Origin of the sequence: Allorhodopirellula heiligendammensis (assembly GCF_007860105.1) — a bacterium.
Lineage (GTDB): Bacteria > Planctomycetota > Planctomycetia > Pirellulales > Pirellulaceae > Rhodopirellula > Rhodopirellula heiligendammensis.
In genome coordinates, this window is the sequence record NZ_SJPU01000002.1 from 2,576,848 (window position 1) to 2,597,598 (window position 20,751).

The following is a 20,751-nucleotide window of genomic DNA, read 5'->3' on the forward strand; positions in this document are numbered from 1 at the left end:
TTCACAACAGGGTGAATCCAGGATGAACGACTCCGATCATGACACCCCTCCTGACGCTGCATCTCAAGTCACGCCACCCATTCGTCGACATCTGGGGCTTATTGGCGCAACCGGAGTCGGCGTGGGCGGGATCGTCGGCGGCGGAATACTCGCCTTAGCGGGCGTGGCGTTTGCCGTGACGGGACCGGGGGCGATCGTCGCGTTTGCTCTCAATGGATTGATCGCCCTGCTGACGGCGTTAAGCTTTGCGGAGATGTCGTCCAAGTTCCCTGAATCGGGCGGCACCTATCTCTTCAGCCGCAAAGTGCTGTCGGTCGAAGCGGCCTTCACAGTCGGTTGGGTGGTGTGGTTCGCATCGATCGTCGCGGCAGTGCTCTACGCGATTGGCTTTGGTAGTTTCGCCGCCCTCATGTTGAGTGAAGTGCTTGCCCAGCGGGGCAGTGCACCGGCCTGGGTTGGCGACGAGCGTCTTGTTCCCTCGATCGCCTTAGCGACCACCCTGCTGCTGGGTCTGGTCATGATGCTTCGCAGCGGCGGGGGCGGTCCGTGGGTCAATGCCGCGAAACTTCTCGTATTCTCGGTCTTGATCGCGGGCGGCATGTGGGCGGTAGCCAGCCAAAGCCCATCCCAGACGCGGCATGCGCTGCACCCGTTTCTGATTGCCGGGACGGGAGGGCTGATCCAGGCGATGGGCTACAGTTTCATTGCTTTGCAAGGCTTTGATTTGATCGCCGCGGTAGGCGGTGAGGTTCGCAATCCAGCCAAAAATATTCCGCGGGCGATGATCCTATCATTGATCATTGCGCTGCTGATCTATCTGCCGCTGCTGTTTGTGCTCACCGTCGTCGGTACACCGCCAGGCATGTCGATCGCAGAACTCGCCGCCGAAGATCCAGAGGTCGTTGTAGCGGTGGCGGCTGAACAATTTCTGGGGACGACGGGCTACTGGCTGGTAATCGCCGCCGCTTTGCTGTCAATGTTCACGGCTTTGCAGGCCAACTTATTTGCAGCGTCGCGGATCGCGTTGGCAATGTCGCGCGATCATACGCTGCCATCATGGATCTCGAGACTGAGCGGACACTCACAGACGCCCTGGGTCGCAGTACTCGTTACGATGCTGCTGATCGGCGGCTTGATCATCGCTTTACCGGACGTGGCGGCTGCGGGTGCGGCGTCGAGTCTCATTTTCCTGGTCACCTTTGCTATCGCCCACGGCCTGGCAGTGCTGATCCGTCGACGCAGCCTATCGCCCCCACCGTTCCGATCTCCGGCGTATCCACTGGTGCCTGTCTTAGGCGGGCTAGCCTGCCTCAGTTTGGCGACGTTCCAAGGAATTGCCGTACCGACTGCAGGGTACATTGCTGTGGCATGGTTAACCCTGGGCGGGATCCTATTCCTGACCCTGTTTGCGCGGCGAGCGAGATTAACGGATGTTTCGAATATCGCCTCCGACCCTGAACTGGCGAGACTGCGAGGCAGCACGCCATTGATGTTAGTACCGATTGCCAACCCGCATAACGCTGGCCCCATGGTTGCCCTGGCGGAAACACTCGTCCCTTGGAACGTGGGTCGGGTTCTTGTGCAAACGGTCGTGGAGGCACCCGTGGACTGGGACCCTGTCGCTGACGTGAAACCCTTGCAACGACTGGCCAGCGTACAGTCGCGGATTCTACAAGCATCCGTGCGATTGGGCATTCCCTGCGAGACGCTGACGACGGTATCCTCGAAGCCACTCGAAGAGATCGCCCGTGTGGCGAAACTGCACCGCTGCGAATCAGTGCTACTGGGCTTAAGCGAAATCACACAAGACAGCACTGACTCGCCGCTCGAGAGTCTGCTCAGTCAACTGGCATCGGACGTCGTGGTGCTGCGCGCCCCCAGGGATTGGCAGTTGGCACATGCCGATCGAATCCTCGTTCCAGTCGGCGGGCAGGGCGGCCACGACTACCTCCTCACACGCCTGCTCAGTAGCCTGTCTCGCAATCAAAAACGAAAGGTGCAGTTTTTACGGATCGTCCCTACTGGCATGTCCGCGTCCGATCGCAACCGCATTGCCAAAGACCTCAAGCGAACTGCTCAAGAGAACTCCAGTCACGGTGGGGATGTCGAGGTCATTGCCAGTGACGATGCGATTGGCACGATTGTCGATCGAGCCGGTGAACACGGATTGATCGTACTGGGAGTTCAGCGACTCGGCCCTCGGCAAAAACTTTTTGGCGACTTTACGCGACGAATCGCACGGCAGACCCAATGCCCAATTATCATCATTAGTCGTCGTGGCTAGCTGTCCCTCACCCCACTCAGTGCGGCAAATTAATCGCTACAGTCATTTTGACCGGAATCTGATGGGTGGCAACTCTTCTCAAGATTAAAATATTCGCTCAAGAACCATTGACCAACCCGAGGCTGCGACGTTCACTTGGACCGGAACCTCTCCCAGATCGGCGAATTTGGTGATGCTGCGCCCGTGTTTCACACGACTGATTTTTGCTTTAAACGCTAACCGTTGGAATGGCCCATGCCTGCCCACTTATCACGAATGACCCCTGCTCGTCGCACACTCTATGCGTTGGTTGCCTGCGTGACCTCCACGACCCCGGCATCGGCATGTTGCTTGACGGACTGGCTGTACGGTCGGCAACCGGCCTACGCGGTCGCCCCGGCCGTGCCGGTGACCCCCGGTTACGCGGCAGCCTGCCCAACGGCGCCCTACACGGCCGGATACACTCCCTATAGGGCCGGATACACTCCCTATACCGCAGGATACACGCCTGTGGTGACCGCTGCGCCGAATTCGTCGGTGTTGCCACTGGCGGGCTCGAGTATCTACGCGCAACCCAGCTCGGTTCAGCAGCCCGCCTACGCGGCCGTCCCGCTCAATAACCCATCGGTATACTCCGATCTTCCGATCACTTCGGGATATCGTGGTGCGGTGCCTGCGGGTGGTGCGCCCTACGGGATCGGAAATGTCTATCCCAATAATTACGCCTCTGCTTCGCCCAGTGTCATCACAACACCGGCAACGACCTATCAAGCGAATTACGGCTCCTCGGTACAGCTGCCTGTCACCACAACCTACGCTGCCCCACCGAGAGGTGGCCTGGCGAGATTCTTTGATTCGCTATTGGGGACTGGATATCGAACATCGTATTACTCCGCTCCGGTCACCTACTACCGACCGGCAACCACAGTCGACCCGGTCACCGGAACGACGGTAACGATTCAGCAATCCTGTGCATCGACGGTCGAGCAAGTGCAGCGTACACCCTATACAACCTTCGAACCGGCAGCGTCTTACGCCCAAACGCCAGCTCCAGGTACGTCGTATGAAATGACACCTTCGGGGATTGCCCCGTGCAATGCCACGTCCCCATGCGATTCCTCCGCAGGCACGCTCTACGGTACCTCCTCCATTCCATCGACTGTCCTACCGAACGGCTACGGAAGTTCACTCGGAGGTACAACGGCCAACGGCGATTTGCAGCCACTAGATCCCCCCACGCTACCACCGCCGCCTATCACGTCGAATTTTTCTGGTCGACTGAGTTACCCGGATACCGATACGAGCGACGTGTACGCGAACCTGAGTCCATTGACGGGCAGCTCTTCGCCGAGCATTCCCAGTTACCAACGCGAAGTGCAAGCGGATCTCAAGCCGCTTTCCGCCCCCAGCCTGCAGTCAGCCAAGCCCGCGTACTCAGATCAGCGCGACAGCTCAGCGGCCGTTGACGACGCCTATCGACAAGGCTACGAAGCTGGCCGCACCGCCACTGAGAAAGAGTCTGCAGCGAAAACAGCACCGGCAATTCCGTCCTACGGTGCACCGGAGAATGCGAATAGCGATCCTTATGGCAGCAGTCGTAGCAGGGACAATTCTGAAGCCCCACGGCCTTCAACAGATTCGCATTATCAACTCAATCCTCCGGACAACAGCCGATCATCGGCGGATGATGCATCCCAGCGCACCCGTGCAGAGATCGAGCGTGATGAGCGAGACCTGCAAGGATTGACAACCGGAGGTCCGAGTGCTCAGGGAAATAATCGATTGGTTTACGAATCATCTGATTCGGCCCCCCGAGTTCGCCCGATCCCCGCACCGGACGACTATCACAATCCGTTTGATTCATCCGAGAAGCTAACAGCCCCTGACTTGCTGCCGGCGCTGCCGCCACCCTCGGCTTCGTACTACCGCGGCGCGCCGCGAACGTCGGGACACTCCAATCAGCCGCAACGCCTCAGCGTCCCGGTTCGCGAAGCGTCGATCCAAGGCACCAGTGACCGCATGCCCGCCTATTCGCCACGCGAGGCAGCGACCGGCCGTGCCACCGAACCAGCACCGGCTCGGCCGACGCAAGCCAATTCGTGGCAATCCAAAGTGCGTCAACAGTCACACGACAGTGGCTGGTATACGAAAGGTCGTTGAGCAGCTTCTTAATCTTTGCAGCCAGATATTTGCAGCTGGGGTTGCTCACCCGAGCAACCGAAATGGCTGAGCGGCTTCCAATTGCAACGCCAGCTCCAACAGCAGCCGTTCCTGCTGGAGATTGGCACTGAACATCATTCCAATCGAGAGGTTTTTCTCGATATCGAAACCGAGCGGGAGACTGATGGCGGGTACTCCTGTGGCATTCGCCAAAGGAGTGAAGCACGCTAATTTGCGCATTCGCTGCAGGAGCACCTCCATCGGCAATTCCATCGCAAGGTGGCCGATCAGCGGTGGTCGCTCCCCCATCGTGGGACCGACCAAGACGTCGTATTGAGAATACAATCGACCACTACGTTGAGACGATTTACGCAGTCGCATCACCGCGCCGGGCAGTTTATGTAGACAGCGTGGCATCTGGCCGGCCAACTCCTTCACAAATCCCGTCACTCGGCTTCGGTCGAAACTCGAATCGATTAGCCGTCTCGAAGTCGACATTGCCGTCCAGGCTAACAGACACCAAAAATTTCGGAAGTCCTCGGCAAACTGCTCCGTATTGGGCAGCTCGACGGGAGTGACGCGATGCCCCAGGGATTCGAGCAATTTCAAGGTCGCCGCAAACTCTCGCTTCACCACCGGATCGACCGACCTATCTACCAAGTCACCCGCTACCGCAGCAATTCGCAAAGAGCGGTCCAGCGGCCGCAGGACATGTCCGATGGGCATGAACCCTCGGCGTGGGCTCAGCCGTTCCGCTTCCGCCATGAACATCGCGGTATCGCGAACAGAACGTGTGAGTACCCCGTCAGTCACGATACCCACGAAAGGCTCGCGGCCCTGAGAAGGAAGCAGCCGACCACGCGTGGGCTTCAATCCCACCAGCCCACAACAGGAGGCGGGGATACGAATCGAACCACCTCCATCACTGCCATGGGCGATGGGCACCACTCCGGCAGCGACCAGTGCGGCCGAGCCGCCCGACGAACCACCGGGTGTGTGCTCAAGGTTCCATGGGTTTCGTGTGGGAGGACGATCGGGGAACTCTGTCGACGCGGTGAACCCGAATTCTGGCATCGTGCTCTTACCCAAACAGACCATCCCCATATCCAACAACTGCTGAGCGATCGGGTGGGTGCGGTGGACAGGCAGCGAGTTCTCTAAAGCTGCCGTACCGTATTTCGTTGGCATGCCCGCCACGTCAGTCAGGTCCTTGATCAACATGGGAACACCCGCAAATGGCCCATCGAGCGGCTTCCGAGCACGCTGCCGAGCTGCGTCAAAGCAGTCCGTGACGATCGCTCCCAGAAGCGGATCAACCTGGTTTGCCCGCTCGATGGCCGCCGCAATCACCTCCGCCACGCTCACCTCTCGATCACGTATTAAGCGTGCAATCGCAACCCCGTCATGGCGGGCCAGCACGTCATCGGTGAACGCGGATGCGGTGGACGGTTTCATAGGCAGAGGAGAGTTCAATCACCTGGCGTTGAGTTCGGAGCCTCAGCTGCGACGCCGGACGGCACAGTCACATGGACTCGGCAAGGATGGCAGCCGGAGCGAGACGCCAGCACCCGAAATGGTTCCAATGCAGGCACAATAGATCAGATCTGCTGCGTTGCAAGGCTCGAGCCGGTGCGACATTTTTCCGCAGTTATCAATGCCCGAGCAGTTCAGGAAATTTCTCGCGACTTCCGGCTGAGCAACGCATTGGCCTGCTCGTCGTCGACGAACTGTTCGGCTTTCGGATCCCATTTCAGTTCACGGCCTAACATGAGTGAGATGTTGCACAAGTGACAGGTCGTCATGGTGCGATGGTGTGACCATACGTCGGAGATCGGCACTCCACCATCCTCAATGCACTCAAAGAAGTTTGCCATGTGATTTCCAGGCTTCTTGCCCTTGCACAGCTGGATGATCAGCTCGTCGAGCTGCTGGCGATCGGCATCCGTCAACGCGTCAACGGGACGGCCTTCGAGCTTGCCACGATTGACGAAAATACGGCCCTTGCTGCCTTCGAACAGGATGCCATTGGGAAAATCGACGTTGTCGTTTTCCCGCTTGTAGTGATCGTTGACGCTGAGTGTCGATCCGTTTTCATACTCCAAGTCAATATGGAACTTGGTTGCCGTGTTGTAGCCGTTGGGCAACGACGCTTCCCCGTTGAGGAATGAGTTCCAGTTGAAGTCAGCGGGCACCCGTTGCGGGAACGTGCCTTTACCTAAAACGCGGACAGGTCCGGTTTCACCTGGCGCGAGCGCCCACTGGGCAATATCAATGTGGTGAGCCCCCCAATCCGTCATCTTTCCACCCGAGTACTCGAAGAACCAGCGGAAAAACCGGCGGCGTTCATCGCAATACTTGACCTCAGGTGCGGGTCCTACCCACAGGTTCCAATCGATGTCTTCGGGAGCGGCGGTGTTCTCGAATGGGCCGCCATCGGGAGCGCCCCCAATCGCCACATAGGCGTTGACGTTGTCGCCGAGGCGTCCACTCTGCACCATCGCGATCGCGGTTAGAAAGCGAGATATGTCGCTCCGCTGCTGCGTCCCCACTTGAAATACCTTGCCGGTCTCTTCAACCACCTTGCGAATCTGTTTACCCTCGTCGATCGTGAGCGTCAGCGGCTTCTCACAGTACACGTGGGCACCACTGCGGAGGGCGGCGATAGCAATGGGCACGTGCCAGTGATCAGGGGTACCGATGGTGACGACCTCTGGCTTTTCCTTCTCCAGCAGCTCCCGGTAATCGCGGTATGTCTTCAGTTTCCCGCCAAAGTCTTGATTGAATTCCGCAGCATGTACATCATCGACATCGCAGACCGCGATCATGTTAGCGAATTTCGCAGCCCCCCGAGCGATGCTCCCGCCGCGGTTGTAGCGACCACGGCTACCACCCACACCAATCGCGGCGAGGCGACGTTTCTGCGAATCGGCTCCCTCAGCGGCCGGTACAGAGCCTGCGATTGACAGGGCAGATCCAGCAGCGGCGGTCGTGCGGAGAAAATCACGTCGGTTAGCACTCATTTAAATATCCATGGAAGAAAGGAAGCAATAATCAGATACTAACAGTCTAGCAGGTAGGGCCGGTTCCTACCCTAAGCGTCGCTCATCCAACGCATGTGGCCGGTGGAACCGGCCCTACTTCACAATACGCGAATATCGGCAAACGCTTCTTTCGCGAACAGTTCATCGACCGCATGCAAGTCTTTATCGGCCAACGAATTTTCGTCTGCGGAGAAAGATCGCCGATCCGCTGGGGCTCGTTGACGCATCACGAGATCCGTGCTCATCACACTGGGGTTGTCCGAGCGCGGGCTCACTCGCAATTCTTCGCGTGTGGGCACCGACTCGCCGTTGGATGTGCGAATATGCCGTGCCACCGCGAGAGGGGTCACCTTGGCGGCGAGTGACCATCCCTGGCTGGCGTTTTCAATGGGTTCCCCTCCTGCGGGCTGTGTGTTGAGCTCGTTGATGACCCGTAGGGCATCCAAAGCCGTCACTAATCCATCACCGTTGGTGTCATAGTAGGACCTAGGATTCTCTGTCAGCGAAGCGCGATCGAATAATCGTCCGTCGGAGTCCGAGAATTTCGGTTCGTTCAGTTCGTTGATGACGCGTAGAGCATCCAGAGCCGTCACAAATCCATCAACATTGACATCGTTCAATCGGATAAAGTTCTGCCATGGCTGTGCCGCACTGACGATGATCGCCGCGTCGCCACTCTGTGTAGCAGCCGTCAGCTGAAACGTGCTGCCCATCCCGACCGGATCAGTCATCCGCCATTCTTCAGCATGGGTGAACAACAAGTGATCATTCGCACCGATCATCACTTGCATGGGCAACGTATCCGATGACCATTTCTGCGCCAGGCCAGCATCAATGGTCGCTGAGCTGGTGTCGCCATGGGTCAGGTCCAGCGTAACGCGGCCCTGGGCGGCCTGCGTCGCGACGTTGGTCAGATCGATCGAGCCACCGGCGCCGCTAAGGTTAACACTGGAGCCATCTGCGAAAGCGCGAAATTGGATTTGATCGGCGGTCACCGCGTAGTCGGCTGACAAAACCACATTGATCGCCTCGGGCGTGGTCAGAGGTTGGTAATCAATCGTGCCGACTTGATCGTTCGGTGCTTCAAATTGGGTCAGTGTTCCCGAAATCAACCTAACGAAATCGGGTCCCAGACTCAGCATGTTGTCCGAAGTAACCGATCGGAGAGTAACAGTGGGAGAGGCCGTGCCGCTGAGCAGATCAACTTGAGAATCTTCGACTTCACCGTCCTCCGCCGGGCCCGTCGGCAGATCACTGCCGAGGGTGGACAGGCGGAAGCGGGCATAGGAACTGCCCGCTAAAGCTCCTGCAGGGACCGGATAGCTGATCAAGGTGTCGCCCGCATTGACGATAGCACCGCTGATGATCTTCTCACCAAGATCATTCCAATCACCATCGCGATTAAAATCGAGCCATGCATCCACAATTCCAGTACCCGAACTATGCACGCGGACGCTGGAGGTCGTCGATGTGCCAACGACGGGATTCGTTAAGAAAAAGATGCCATCGTCATCGGTGTCACCCGCAGCATCCTGGCTCGCTGTGCCATCGATTTCAGCTTCGACGGCTGCACCTAAGAACAGACTCCCCACAACGTGGCTGGCCCCATCCTGATTCTTGGTCACCGGATAGTTCGAGTCGAATCCAGACTGCGTTTGCGACGGCGCGTCGCCAAAATCCAGAGACAGAGCGAGCACATTGATTGTGACCGATGTCGTGACCGTGTTGTAATTGGACGTGTCGGTCGGTGTGAACGTAGTTGAGAGTGATTGGCTGGTTCCGGCGGTCAACACCGTTCCGCTGGCCGGGAGATAGACAAAGCTGCCGGGAATGTTCGCGGTAGCATTGAGTTCATCGGTTCCTAATGCGACGCCCGCGAAGATCGCCGTTGGATCGGTCCACGCGACCACAGGATCAGCTTTCAACACGTTGATCGACGTGGTCTTGGTAATCGTGTTGAATCGTGTCGTGTCATCGGGAGTGAAGGTGACCGACAACGTCTGGCCGTTGCCCGCATTCAAGGCGGTGTCCAGTGCTGGTGTATAGACGAACGTGCCGAGCGCTGTGGAGGTCGCATTAAGCTGAGCCATGCTGAGCGCACTCCCAAAGACAATGTCGGCGGGCATCGGCCATGCGATATCGGGATCTTTCTGGTTCAATACATTCAGTGTTACTGATGCCGTTACGGATTCGTACGTGACCGTATCGGTCGGCGTGAACGTGACGCTCAACGAACGACTGGCACCTGCGCTGAGTATCGCTCCAATAGCAGGGGTATAAACAAAGTTGCCGGGAACGTTGGCGGATGCGTTGAGCTGGCTAGCCCCGAGCGCAGTTCCAGCGACGATATCCCCTGGATTGGCCCACGTTACGACGGGCGTTTCCTTAGCGGTGCTGACCGTCGCGGTCGCAGTGCTGACGTTGCCAGATCGATCGGTTGCCGTGAATACGATCGTTGTCATCCCGTTGGGCAATACAGCAGGTGCGTCGTTGACGATCGTGGGGAATTCATCAACCAGGTCGGTTGCTTGCGGATTGATCATCGCCAAGGCATTGCTGAGCGATTGGCCAGCATCCAATACGACGGTGTCTCTCTCCAACAGAAGTGACGGCGCCGTGGTGTCCACGACGGAAATCTCTTGCTCGGCGAATCTGACATTGCCGAAGTAGTCGATCGCTTGAAATAAGACGCGAGTCTTGCCCAACGGCAAGGTATGGTCGGGGAATAAGAACGACGCCCCCGCTGCGATGGCGGTTACGATCGGGTTGGGATCTGAATCATCGGTCGCGGAAGCGGTTAACGCCGAAACGCTGATCCCACTCGGACCGGTCGCTTCATAGGTTGCCGGAATCGAAGTGAACGTTGGTAGATTGGATTCGTCGACTTTGTAGCCGGTATCACGCAGGATCGCCTTTTCAACTTTGCTGTGCTCAAGCGGGCGCAAGCCAGTGAGCAAGCCCGCAGTCATCAACGAGTCAGTATCGGAGAGAGCGAGATGCCGACCGCTTTCGCCTTCCACCCATATCGGCGGTGAATAGATCGGAATCGGACCATTGTAACCGCCCAGGCTGGACGGTCCCGAGGCGATTGCGCCGTGGAAATACAGTCCTCCATCGGGCGTTCCGCCACCATTGGCATCTCGACCGCCGGTGCTGATCCTGTCCCACATCGCCTGATTCAGTTCAAACGACACGGGATCGATCAGCAGATGTCCATCCTTGTCACCTAGGTGGCGGTCAAACTCCGTCCAGACGCGACCACGTCCATCGTCGCTCTCGCTGCTGACCCGACTGGTGCCATCTTGCTGAATATTGGAATCAAAACCAAACAGATGCGTGAGTTCGTGCAACAGGAACGACACCGTATCAATCGCGGTATCCGGATTTGACTGCAATTCATCAACACTCCATTCGAACGTGAACGGGCTGGCCGAGGATGGGAAGGTGACATCCAATGTCACGTCGATGGCGCTGCCGTTGAGATCGTTACCCGACGCCAACTTTTCGGATGCGACACTACGAATGAAGCCAGGTCCACTGATCTCGTATTCAGAATCAATCTCAACTTTAGGTATCATGCCTTCGAGCGATCGCACCAGGACATCAACTTTTACACCCGCGGGCAAGAAGTTGAACAATAACCGCTGAACATACGCTGCCGCTGTTTCAAGGTCTTGTTTATATCCATCACCTTCCACCGGATCATTGAATCCAACGGAGTTTGTCGAGTCGTAGATGAAATGAAACGGATTGTTCTGAAAATCGAGTTGAGCGCCCAGGCTGACTGAATCCGAGATCGTAGAGCCACCAGAATCGGTGACGATGACTTGATAGTCACCGGTTTCGTTCTCCAGCAACTGCGGAAAGGTAAGCGTCCGCTTGTCCGCGCCCAACAGGTAACCATCGACAGCTTTATCTTCATGAATGATCCACTGATACTGCAATGGATCGTTGCCGGTGGCCGTGACTGTCAAGCTACCTTCGTGATTGAAAACGCCGACCGCATTCTCGGGTTGGACTGTAATATTCGGTGGATCGATCAGCGTAATCCCGTAGGCGATGGGTACCGACGTGTCGGTACCGCCATTGGCGGTTCCCCCATCGTCCTGGGCACTGACCGTGAATCGGGCGCGACCTACGACGTTGGGTTTCGGGGTGTAGGTCAAGTTGCCAGCAACATCCACTGCTGGTAAGACATCAAACATGTCTGTATCAACGGTCGAGACGACGTAGGCTCGAATCGACTGAGACGCTTCATCGGCAGGACCGGGAACAAAGTTACTGGCCCAACCCACGACGGTTTGTTGACCATTGTCACTATCGACGACAGGTGGATCGATAGCCGTGAACGACGGCGCGTCGTTTCGTGGAGTGACATGGATCGTGAACGTTTGCGGTGCGGATGTTCCTGAACCTGAACCCAAACCACCGGCATCGTCCAACGCCACCACCACAAACGAACTGGCGCCCGATGCGTTAGGTGCCGGTGTGTAAGTCAATAGTCCATTCGCGTCGATCATCGGTGGTACAGCGAACAAAGAACGGCGACTGAGTTGGGAAACGGAGAAACCCTTGATCGATTGCCCCAATTCGATGGCATCGGAGGTCGTGACCAATTCAAAACTCTGCGGTCCGGAATCTTCATGCACCGCCGGTGGCGCTACCGCTGTGAACGTCGGTGGCAGATTCCCCTCCAGCGTGACGCGAACGGAATGATCGGCATCGAGAAGAAAACCATTGGACGAGACACCCGTCACACGAATATCGCTCACGCCGCTGACGTCTAACCCTTGGAACTCAATAGTAGCCAATTTTTCGGGTGTCGTTGAATCGGCTGGCCAAGCTCCTAAAAAGCTGTTCCATGACAAGATGATCGTGGTGTCGGTTCTCAAATCATTGTCCGACACGACTTCGAACTCGGCATTGTTCGCGTTCGCACCGTTGACTAAACCCGCACCCAGCAAGAACGGAACTCCGCTAAAGGCGACTCGCGTGGAATCGTAATGAATTTCCAGCAAGAGAGCAGGCGGCACCGTGGTACTCGCATCAATATTGTATTGCACGTCGATGGTGAATTTTTCACCGAGCGTCAAATCTGTATCCGATGGCGGGATCATTACCACCTGCCCCGGTGCCTGAATCGGGTTGTCGACTGCTTTCGTCAGCGTCGATGCAGGAAATGGAAAGTCGGGAACTGCCGGTGGCGCGGGCGCCGCGGGTGTATTCCCGGCGACAGAGACCCAGAGCACGACCGGGTAAGAGAGCACCGGATCCGAACCCTGCTCGAAACTATTCTCAAACACGTCAAACATTAACCCCGAGACGGGATCGGTGACTTGCGTCGGTAGCTTGGTCCAACTTGCAGCTTCGCTAAGCGTGACGGTGTCGTCAGCGCCTGCGATTACAATCAAAGGTTTGCCTTCGCTCGCGTTGTCATACAGAGACTTGGGCGTGACGGTCAGCGAGTTGGCACCTGAGCCACGCATGTCGATGCGTTGTACGCCGTGGATGGCGGAACTTCGCAAGTCAACGACGACACCCTGCCCCTGGACGTCGATTCCATCGCTCCATCCACTTGCCGGGGCAAGTTGGCCTGGCTCGGCATCGAAACGAAACGATTGGTACAACGGCCCACCGCGTCCATCCAAGGTCAAGGTGTCCGATGTATTGGGAATGCCCGTGATCACCAATGCTGGCGTACGACTTGGGTCATCGGCAACCGCGTAGCGACTCGAATCAAGCGAGGCATACGTGTAGGCGTGAGTCCCCGTCGTTTGCGATGGGTGATCTTGAGTTGAAAGGATCGCTGGCACGCCGTTGGTGCTGACCGAAAGATACGCACCATCGCGAGCGATGCGGGTTTGGTACGGCGCCGTCTGGTCGGCACCGATGAGTATCTCATCGAGGTTCACCGTCGACTGTTGATCCGCAAGTATCTTCACGGTCAGATTGGGAACTGGTGTCGCCGGGCCGCTCAGCACCAGACCCACGTTCAAATCCAGATCAGGCTTGGTTTGGTTGACTGGATCCAACGCCTGCAGGGACACCAACGGACGCGGGTACAGTTCAAACTGGGTAGTACCTGCAGGCAGCGTGAACGGCGTGCTCATCGAGATCTCGAACCACTGCGAAGTGGCTGGAATGAACAGATCGAAATCGATATCAGTCCCGGAGTTGGCGACCGTGTGATCCAACAACGCGTTACCTCCAGCACCGGCATCGAATTGCAACTGTGTCACGGCAAGTCCAGTCGGAACGTTGAACTCGTAGCCGGCCGCTGCGGGAATACGAACGAATATCGGTTCTTCGACGCCCAGCGATTGAGTTCGGGTCACGCGTTGGATTCGCTCGGTCAGAACATCAATTTCTGGCGACAGCGGATCGCTTAAAAACCTCTGTAACTCCGTCGGCACATCGATCCTGCGACCAGGAGTTCCAGCGGCGCTGGATCGAACAAGTGTACGCACATTGGCATCGTCTTCGTCAACGAGATAAAGGTCTTCGAATGGCACAAGGTCCCCAAATGTGGCCAAATCATAGACGCCGATCGCGCGATCGAAAGCGGCCTGCAAAGGTGCGTAAGGCGACGAACCAATCACCGCGTCACTGGCGACTGGAAATTGCGGTAAGTCTGGCCGGTCCGAGAACGACAACACATCGTCGGCGTAGGTTTGGTTGAGCGCTGGACTGGTGCCCCCATCGATGAAAGCACGAATATCCGCAGGCAAGGTTCGCTGGCTCGATGGCGAAAACACTAAACCCGCCGTCAATGCCGCTTGGGTCGTCGACGTGGCACCGATGCCCGAAAAATGTCGCAAGATCAACACGCCATCCACGCTGGCTTCGACCGCGTCGTTGTCGTCAACATCCAAACGACCTTTCGATTCCAGGCCCTGTAGATACGCAAGGATTTCAGACGCGGTGGTCCGCGTCGCAGTACTCGACACCACATCGGTGGACGTGATTCCGTCAATCAATGCTGAATCGGTTTTGCCCGCCATGTACCGCGCGATCAAGGTGCCATCGGTCGTCGGCAATAGCTTTCCATCGCCATCGATATCGAGCGTGAAATCGTTGTCACGAACGAACAGGTTGGCCTTCGCTTCGAACTCTGCTTGCTTCGCCGCAGTTAACAATTGCGAGACGTGATCGCCTTTTTGAGTCAGCGGCGCACCACCTTCGGCGGTGACGGTCACGTGCCGCTCCGCACCATTGGAAAACTTGACTCCGAAGGTCGCTTCGCTGCCGAGCAAGTCCTCGAAACCTCGCAACCGCCATGACTGGGGACCGTTGCCAGGCTGAAAAGTGCTGCCCCCCACATCGACGACATAAGCGCTTTGCACATTACCGTTGCCATCGAGCAACTCCAAGGTCAAGCCAGCGTACGGCGGACGAATTAATACCGTGTCGTTTCCTTGTGTCTGGAACTTGACGTCGGTGTGGACGACACCGTCAGGACCAATCAACGGCACCGTGAAATACGTCGTCTGATTGTCGACTGGATCAATCTGGGTGGGCGTACCGGAGGTCAACAAGAACGCACCGCCCGGCGTCTTGCCATCTCGCTCCGAACCAGGATCCGGGGAATCGAGATCGAAGCCAGCGAGCTCCGTTCTCGTGGACGGTAGATCGAAGGTAGAAGCAAAGATGGAGCCGATGTCGAAATTGTCGAGCAGCGTTTGCGATTCCCGGTACAACGGCCCCAGATCGATCAAATCGGTGCCGAACGCGGATAGCTTTAGCTTCAGGATCTCCAGCAACCCTTGCACATCCAAGTCCAAGCCGATGTCGTTGGAGAAACGGTTGCCGAGATTTACCGAAGGCGTCACGTGAACATTGGTTTTCCCATTGGAGTTCACTCGAATTTCGGTGCCAGGCATGAAGCTGATCGAACCCCCAGATGCGATCGCTTGCGGTGACCCGTTCGCGCCAGCATACACATCGATCGTACCGCCGCCGTCAAACGTGAAATCGAATGCCGCTTGGTGCGTCGCATCGAAGTAAGGTTCCACCGAAACGCTTTGTTTGACAGCCAAACGGGGCGTGATGACGTAGGAGACGGTCGTCGCGGAAACGTCGATGGGCCCCGCCGACAAATTGTAAGTCCCCAAGGGCCCGATCGCACCAACGTCGACAGAGAGTGAGGCGATATTACGTTTGGCGTCTAAGTCCGAGCCTCGTGCAAAGTCATCCGTGGTTGCCGATAAACGATGTTGTGCGTTGTCAAACTCGTGATCGGTCAGTTGAACATCAGGGACGGTGAGCGACAGACTACCGAGTGGTTTTTCGACGCCCACTTTAACACCGCCCACCTTGACACTGCCGCCGACACTGACATCGGCTTTGACACCCAGCAGGTCTTCGGCTTGGCCAAACGAAACACTCAGCCCCGCGCCACCACCGGTTTCGTCGCCAGATTTCTTTTGGGTCGCCTTTTTCTCGTCATCGATCGCTTTTCGAATCTCCGCATCGTGGTCACCGGGCTTGCCTTGCGCTTTGGCGATTTCGGCTTTACGCTTGGCCTCACGCGCCTTAGCCACCTCGTCCGTTTGACTCTCATCGTCATCAAAATCATAGGCTAGGAGAGAGCTGAGGTTCAGTCCCGCGATCACGATGTTGCCATCGAACGCCGCTGGGTTCTTGCCTCCTTCACTGTCAGTCGTCAGTCCGCCGTCTGGTTTGCTGAACTGTTTGTTGCCGTTGGCATCTTCGAGTTGACGGTTGATTGAAAACAACGGTATCTTCTCGTTGACACCGATCGGCAACGTGCCGCTGGCACAGGCCACGACGCACCCGGTACCGCTCAGGGTCGCGTTGAAGCTAAACACCAAGTCGGCATAGGCGCTGATCCGAGGCGAAACGGTGTACAAGCTGCCGCCGGTCAGTTCGGTGCCCGTGCCGATGACATATTCGGTGTCCGATGTTTTATTGATCGAGTAGGCAAAAACACCGTCATAGAACGTGTCGACGGAACCGGAGTTGACGTAGTAGCCGTACTCGATACCGATGCGTCCATCCACATCGGCCTTCGCATCGGCACCCCATTTCGTACCAAACAACGGATCGGTGGCAATTCCTGGTCCGACACTGAATGTTTTGTCAAATTCAATTCCGAGGAAACCGGGAGCCTTGGGGATGTTGCTGTTGGGGCGGCCATCGTCAAAGCCTTGGCCAAACACCAGGGCATCCCCTGTCCCAAATTGGCTGGCATCGCGAATCTCGCTGGTGAACTTGGCCGTCCGAATCTGGCTGGACTCATAGGCACCGATATCGCCAAACTCGTTGTCAGCGCCTGCGGCATCAAATATGGACGCCGCTTGATCAGTGACTGGGAATCCGCGTTGATCCAGCAGTCCCTGGCGAATTCCGTTATCGATCGCATTGCTGTTCGCTCCGACCGCGATGGTTTGCGTGCGTCCACCATTGTCCCTCAACTGCGGTGAGAGGTTTGGATCGTCATTCAGAACGAGAGTGGTATTCACACCCGAAGAGGCGCCCGCGATGCCTGATTGTGAACCGTTAAAACTTGGAATAATGCTGGCTTCGGTCAAACGCAGTTCGCCCTGATAACCATCATTGATAGATGACAGGAACGGGGCGTTGTTTGTGATCTGCAGCGATGGTTCGGGGGCGGCATAGATGTAAACCTGTTCGCCGACGCTGATCGTGGCGTTTGACGATGCCGCTGACGTGTTGGCGGCAACGATGGTATTTCCCATGCTTGCGGGGCCATCCAGGAAAATTCCTGGTCCGTGGTGCAGCAATCCTTCCAAGTGGTTCAGAGCGATCGTCGAATCGCGAATCACTGGCACGCCGCCGCCGAATACAAACACACCACCGCCCAATGCATTCGCCCCACCCTTGGCTGTGTTTTCCGCAATCGTGCTGCTAAGGATTGTGAATGACTCTCCGGGTTTTGCGAATCCACGTACCGAGCGAAGTAGGTCAATCGCGATGCCGCCACCCAGTGATTTCACGCTGTCCACGATGTTGTCAGAAACCGTGGAACGCTCAATCAAAACGGAGTTCGCGTCCTGGGCCGTCGCGTAAATACCGCCGCCAATGGCCGTATCACCCTGTTCGTTCACCGCTGCGTTGGTGACAACAGAGGTATCAAAAACACTCAACTCCGCCAACGAGCGGATCGCGCCACCGCCACCACCGTTAGATGTATTCAAGGTGAACGTGCTTCGCTGAACGGTCAGGCTGGAGGAAAAACCCGTTTGATTGGGACCGCTGTACGCGCCTCCGCCTTCGCCGCGCGCAACATTACCTTGCACCGTAGAATCAATGATTGTCAGCGGCGTTTCGCTATAGATACCGCCGCCGCGATGCTCGCCACCGCCCGCGTTGCCAGCGAGACTACCAGCGTTGTTGTTTTTAATCTCGACGTTGGGACCGATTTGTAATGAACTATTTCGTAGACGGCCGGTCTCGGGAAGCACATTGGCAATGCCGCCGCCATCGGTGTCCGACTGGTTGTTTGAAACCACACTGTTACTAATCGACATCGTGCCGGTGTTTAAAATAGCGCCGCCACCAGAGCTCAGAAACAGAACGGAGTTCACCAAATTAACTCCATCGTCGACGGATCGGTTGTCATGGAAATTGACATCGCTCAGCGTCGCATCCCCGGCGTTGTACAGTGCTCCTCCACCTGCCGTCATGGAAATGGTGTCAAACAGGGACGTGCTGCGAGCGCCGTAGCCGTCGACCAGCGACAGGCCGGATATTGTCACCGTCGCGAGGGGACCAATTTCCAGCATTCGCGTTTGATCGTTGCCGCTGATCTGCATTAAGTCACTGCCCGGCCCGCTGAGTGTCAAATCAAAATTGATCTGCAGCGGGGACGTCAGTACGATCGTCGACGTAACGCCTGATTCCGTTTCGATCAGGGAAGGAGCGAAGCGGATGCCGTTCCGATCGGGCGAGCGATTCGCAATGCTGATCGCCTCACGCAATGATAGGTTGCCGTAGGAATAGTCGCCATCTTCATCGTCACCCAACGTAGAAACGACCAGTTCATTGGAGGTAAAAATCGGGCGTAATTGGCTTTCATAGGCACCAATGTCCACTGGTCGTTCAAATTGTCCTGCATCCCTGACGGATTCATCGACACGCAAGAACGGCAACCCGCGCTGATCGGACTGCAAGGCGTCAGGGTAAGGTGCACCAAACAAAAATATCGGTGTGCCCGATGGATCAAAGTGAATTCCCTCGGTAGCTGATGGCAGGAACGGCGTCCCGGCATCCAGTGCTGGACTGTTTATCTTTAAGGCATGGACAGCAGGTCGCTGGATTTGGCGACCAGTGCCGAATAGTGGTGCCTGAGGTTGGCCTCCCAAGTTATCCGCTAGATCACGAAACAGAATTCGATCGATGTCCAACGGGTTTCCTATCGCATCGCCAACATGATTGTTTAACTCCGGTGCAACACCCACTACGCCAACGTCGATCAATCCACCGGCCGTGTTGGGATCGCTGATCAGGTTGTAGCGACTCTCATTGACTCGAATCGGCTGGGATGACAACAATCCCAGATCGCTCGGTGCAACCAATTGCACAGCATCAATATCACGGATCGTGTTGCCCGCGACGATGGTATTGATCAGCCTCGTGGCCGGTGAGCCGACAACTTCATTGACCGCCAAGCCGCCGCCAGATCCCACGAAGTCAGCGTTCGCATCCGCTTGATTCAACACAATCGTGTCGTTAATCAGCCTCAGATAGCTATTCAGTCCCGCCAGACTCGATTTCAGCCTATCGTTTGAACGCAATTCATTTTTCTGATTGTCGGAGTATCGAGGATCGTCGTCGACGCCAATCGTGATGGGATCGTAAAAGATGCCGCCACCCGAGTCCGCGGCCAGATTGCCGGAGATCGTCGTATTGCTTAGCACCGTCCTGGGGCCATTCGTACCGAAAACGCCCTCGATGGTCCGTCGAGCCGCGATCGCCCCACCGTCCTTCGTCGCCTCGTTATCATTGAAGGTGCTCTCGGTGACACTGACGGTGCCGCCGAGGTTATCAATCCCGCCACCGATCGGTGCAACGTTCGACGATACCGTGCTACCGCTAAGTGTGAAGCGACTGTCTTGACCGAGTAAGACCATGTCCGTCGAGAATGGATCGCGAAACAAGCCAGACTGCTCCAGGACCGCCACTCCGCCACCTGACTTCAGCGCCCTGTTACTGTCGATCAAACTCTCGCGGACGATCACACTGCTGTTGGCAACAAAGATTCCGCCACCAATATCCGCAGTGTTGTTGGCGATCACCGATCCATCGATCGAAACTGCCACAGAGGCCGGCTGATGATCGAATGAACCAAGATAGATGCCACCGCCGCTCGAATCGTTTGTGGGGCTGGCCACGGCGATGTTATCTTCGATCGTACTGCGGGAGATCACCAGTTGACCACCGTTATTGGCGATCCCACCACCCTGGAATGCTTGATTGCCGCGGATAACGGAGTCTTCGATGATAACGGACGGCACATTGCGGCCGCCCGTAATCGCGATATCGATTCCGCCACCGCTGGCTTGCTGCACCGTTTCGCCAACGAAGCCGTTGTCGGCGATGATACTGTTGCGAACCGTCAACACACCTTGAGTATGAACGATGCCACCGCCGCGGTTGCCGTCGATCCTCACGTCGTCGATCGTCGTGTTGACGGACTCGTAGACCGTCCCTGAATAATTCGAAGGGGGCGCCACCCTCGCTCGAATCGCACGTTGCTGACTGCCAGTCAGTCGAATGCCTGAGATGTTGACGACATCTTCCGTGATGAAGATGTTATCGGCACCACCCGCGTCAATCGTCAACAGATCGGGCCCTGGACCAACGATCGAGACACTGCCGCCGTCGGCGATGAAGGGGTCCGCGTTGTCAAAGCTACCGTCGACAAATAACGCTCCCGCCGGGACCCGCGACGAGATCAGATCCAAGTGCTGCTCGGGCTTCAGCGTGATCGTTTTAGCACCGTCGGTGAATAAGGAATCAGCGAAGCGGATGATGTCCACCTCTTCGCCCGACGGTAGACGTGAAGGCCGCGAATTGTCGAATGACGCGGCGAGGAGTGCCTGCCGCAACGTCACTCGACCATTTAAGTCGGCGGCATCATTGACGTCATCGGACAGGCTATTGACAACGTACGTGGCGAGCAAGTTGCGTTTTTCGAGTTGCTCAAGCCGAAACGGACGACGCCGCCTGCTTGCGATCCGTCGGGCTGGTTTGCGGCGCAGGAAACGGTCACTGAAGGTTGGTCTGGCCATGGTGTATTTCGCT

General features: G+C 56.9%; 5 protein-coding genes. 2 read left to right on the top strand and 3 right to left on the bottom strand.

Going from position 1 to position 20,751, the window contains the following annotated elements:
• Positions 1–22 precede the first annotated feature (22 nt).
• A complete protein-coding gene (locus tag Poly21_RS19825; RefSeq protein WP_146408556.1) occupies positions 23–2,284 on the top strand; it encodes an amino acid permease in 2,262 nt (753 codons plus the stop codon).
• A 234-nt stretch (positions 2,285–2,518) separates the two neighbouring features.
• Entirely contained in the window at positions 2,519–4,423 is a 1,905-nt protein-coding gene (locus Poly21_RS19830) for a hypothetical protein (protein ID WP_302119700.1), read from the top strand.
• A 45-nt stretch (positions 4,424–4,468) separates the two neighbouring features.
• Here the strand turns inward: Poly21_RS19830 and Poly21_RS19835 are convergent, their stop codons facing one another.
• From Poly21_RS19835 to Poly21_RS19845, 3 genes are all read right to left on the bottom strand, one after another.
• Positions 4,469–5,878 carry an amidase gene (locus Poly21_RS19835; protein WP_146408557.1) on the bottom strand — a complete coding sequence of 470 codons (1,410 nt, stop codon included), beginning with the start codon at positions 5,876–5,878 and terminating at the stop codon, positions 4,469–4,471.
• Positions 5,879–6,090: 212 nt separating this feature from the next.
• Positions 6,091–7,443 (bottom strand): Gfo/Idh/MocA family oxidoreductase, encoded by a 1,353-nt coding sequence (locus Poly21_RS19840; protein WP_146408558.1) that lies wholly within the window; start codon positions 7,441–7,443, stop codon positions 6,091–6,093.
• Between the two features lie 119 nt (positions 7,444–7,562).
• Positions 7,563–20,738, bottom strand: a complete 13,176-nt coding sequence (locus tag Poly21_RS19845; protein ID WP_146408559.1) for a choice-of-anchor Q domain-containing protein — start codon at positions 20,736–20,738, stop codon at positions 7,563–7,565.
• Between the last annotated feature and the right edge of the window lie 13 nt (positions 20,739–20,751).

Coding starts and splice junctions, on each gene's coding strand:
- Poly21_RS19840 (WP_146408558.1), bottom strand. CDS start 7,443: ATGAGTGCTAACCGACGTGATTTTCTCCGCACGACCGCCGCTGCTGGA.
- Poly21_RS19830 (WP_302119700.1), top strand. CDS start 2,519: ATGCCTGCCCACTTATCACGAATGACCCCTGCTCGTCGCACACTCTAT.
- Poly21_RS19825 (WP_146408556.1), top strand. CDS start 23: ATGAACGACTCCGATCATGACACCCCTCCTGACGCTGCATCTCAAGTC.
- Poly21_RS19845 (WP_146408559.1), bottom strand. CDS start 20,738: ATGGCCAGACCAACCTTCAGTGACCGTTTCCTGCGCCGCAAACCAGCC.
- Poly21_RS19835 (WP_146408557.1), bottom strand. CDS start 5,878: ATGAAACCGTCCACCGCATCCGCGTTCACCGATGACGTGCTGGCCCGC.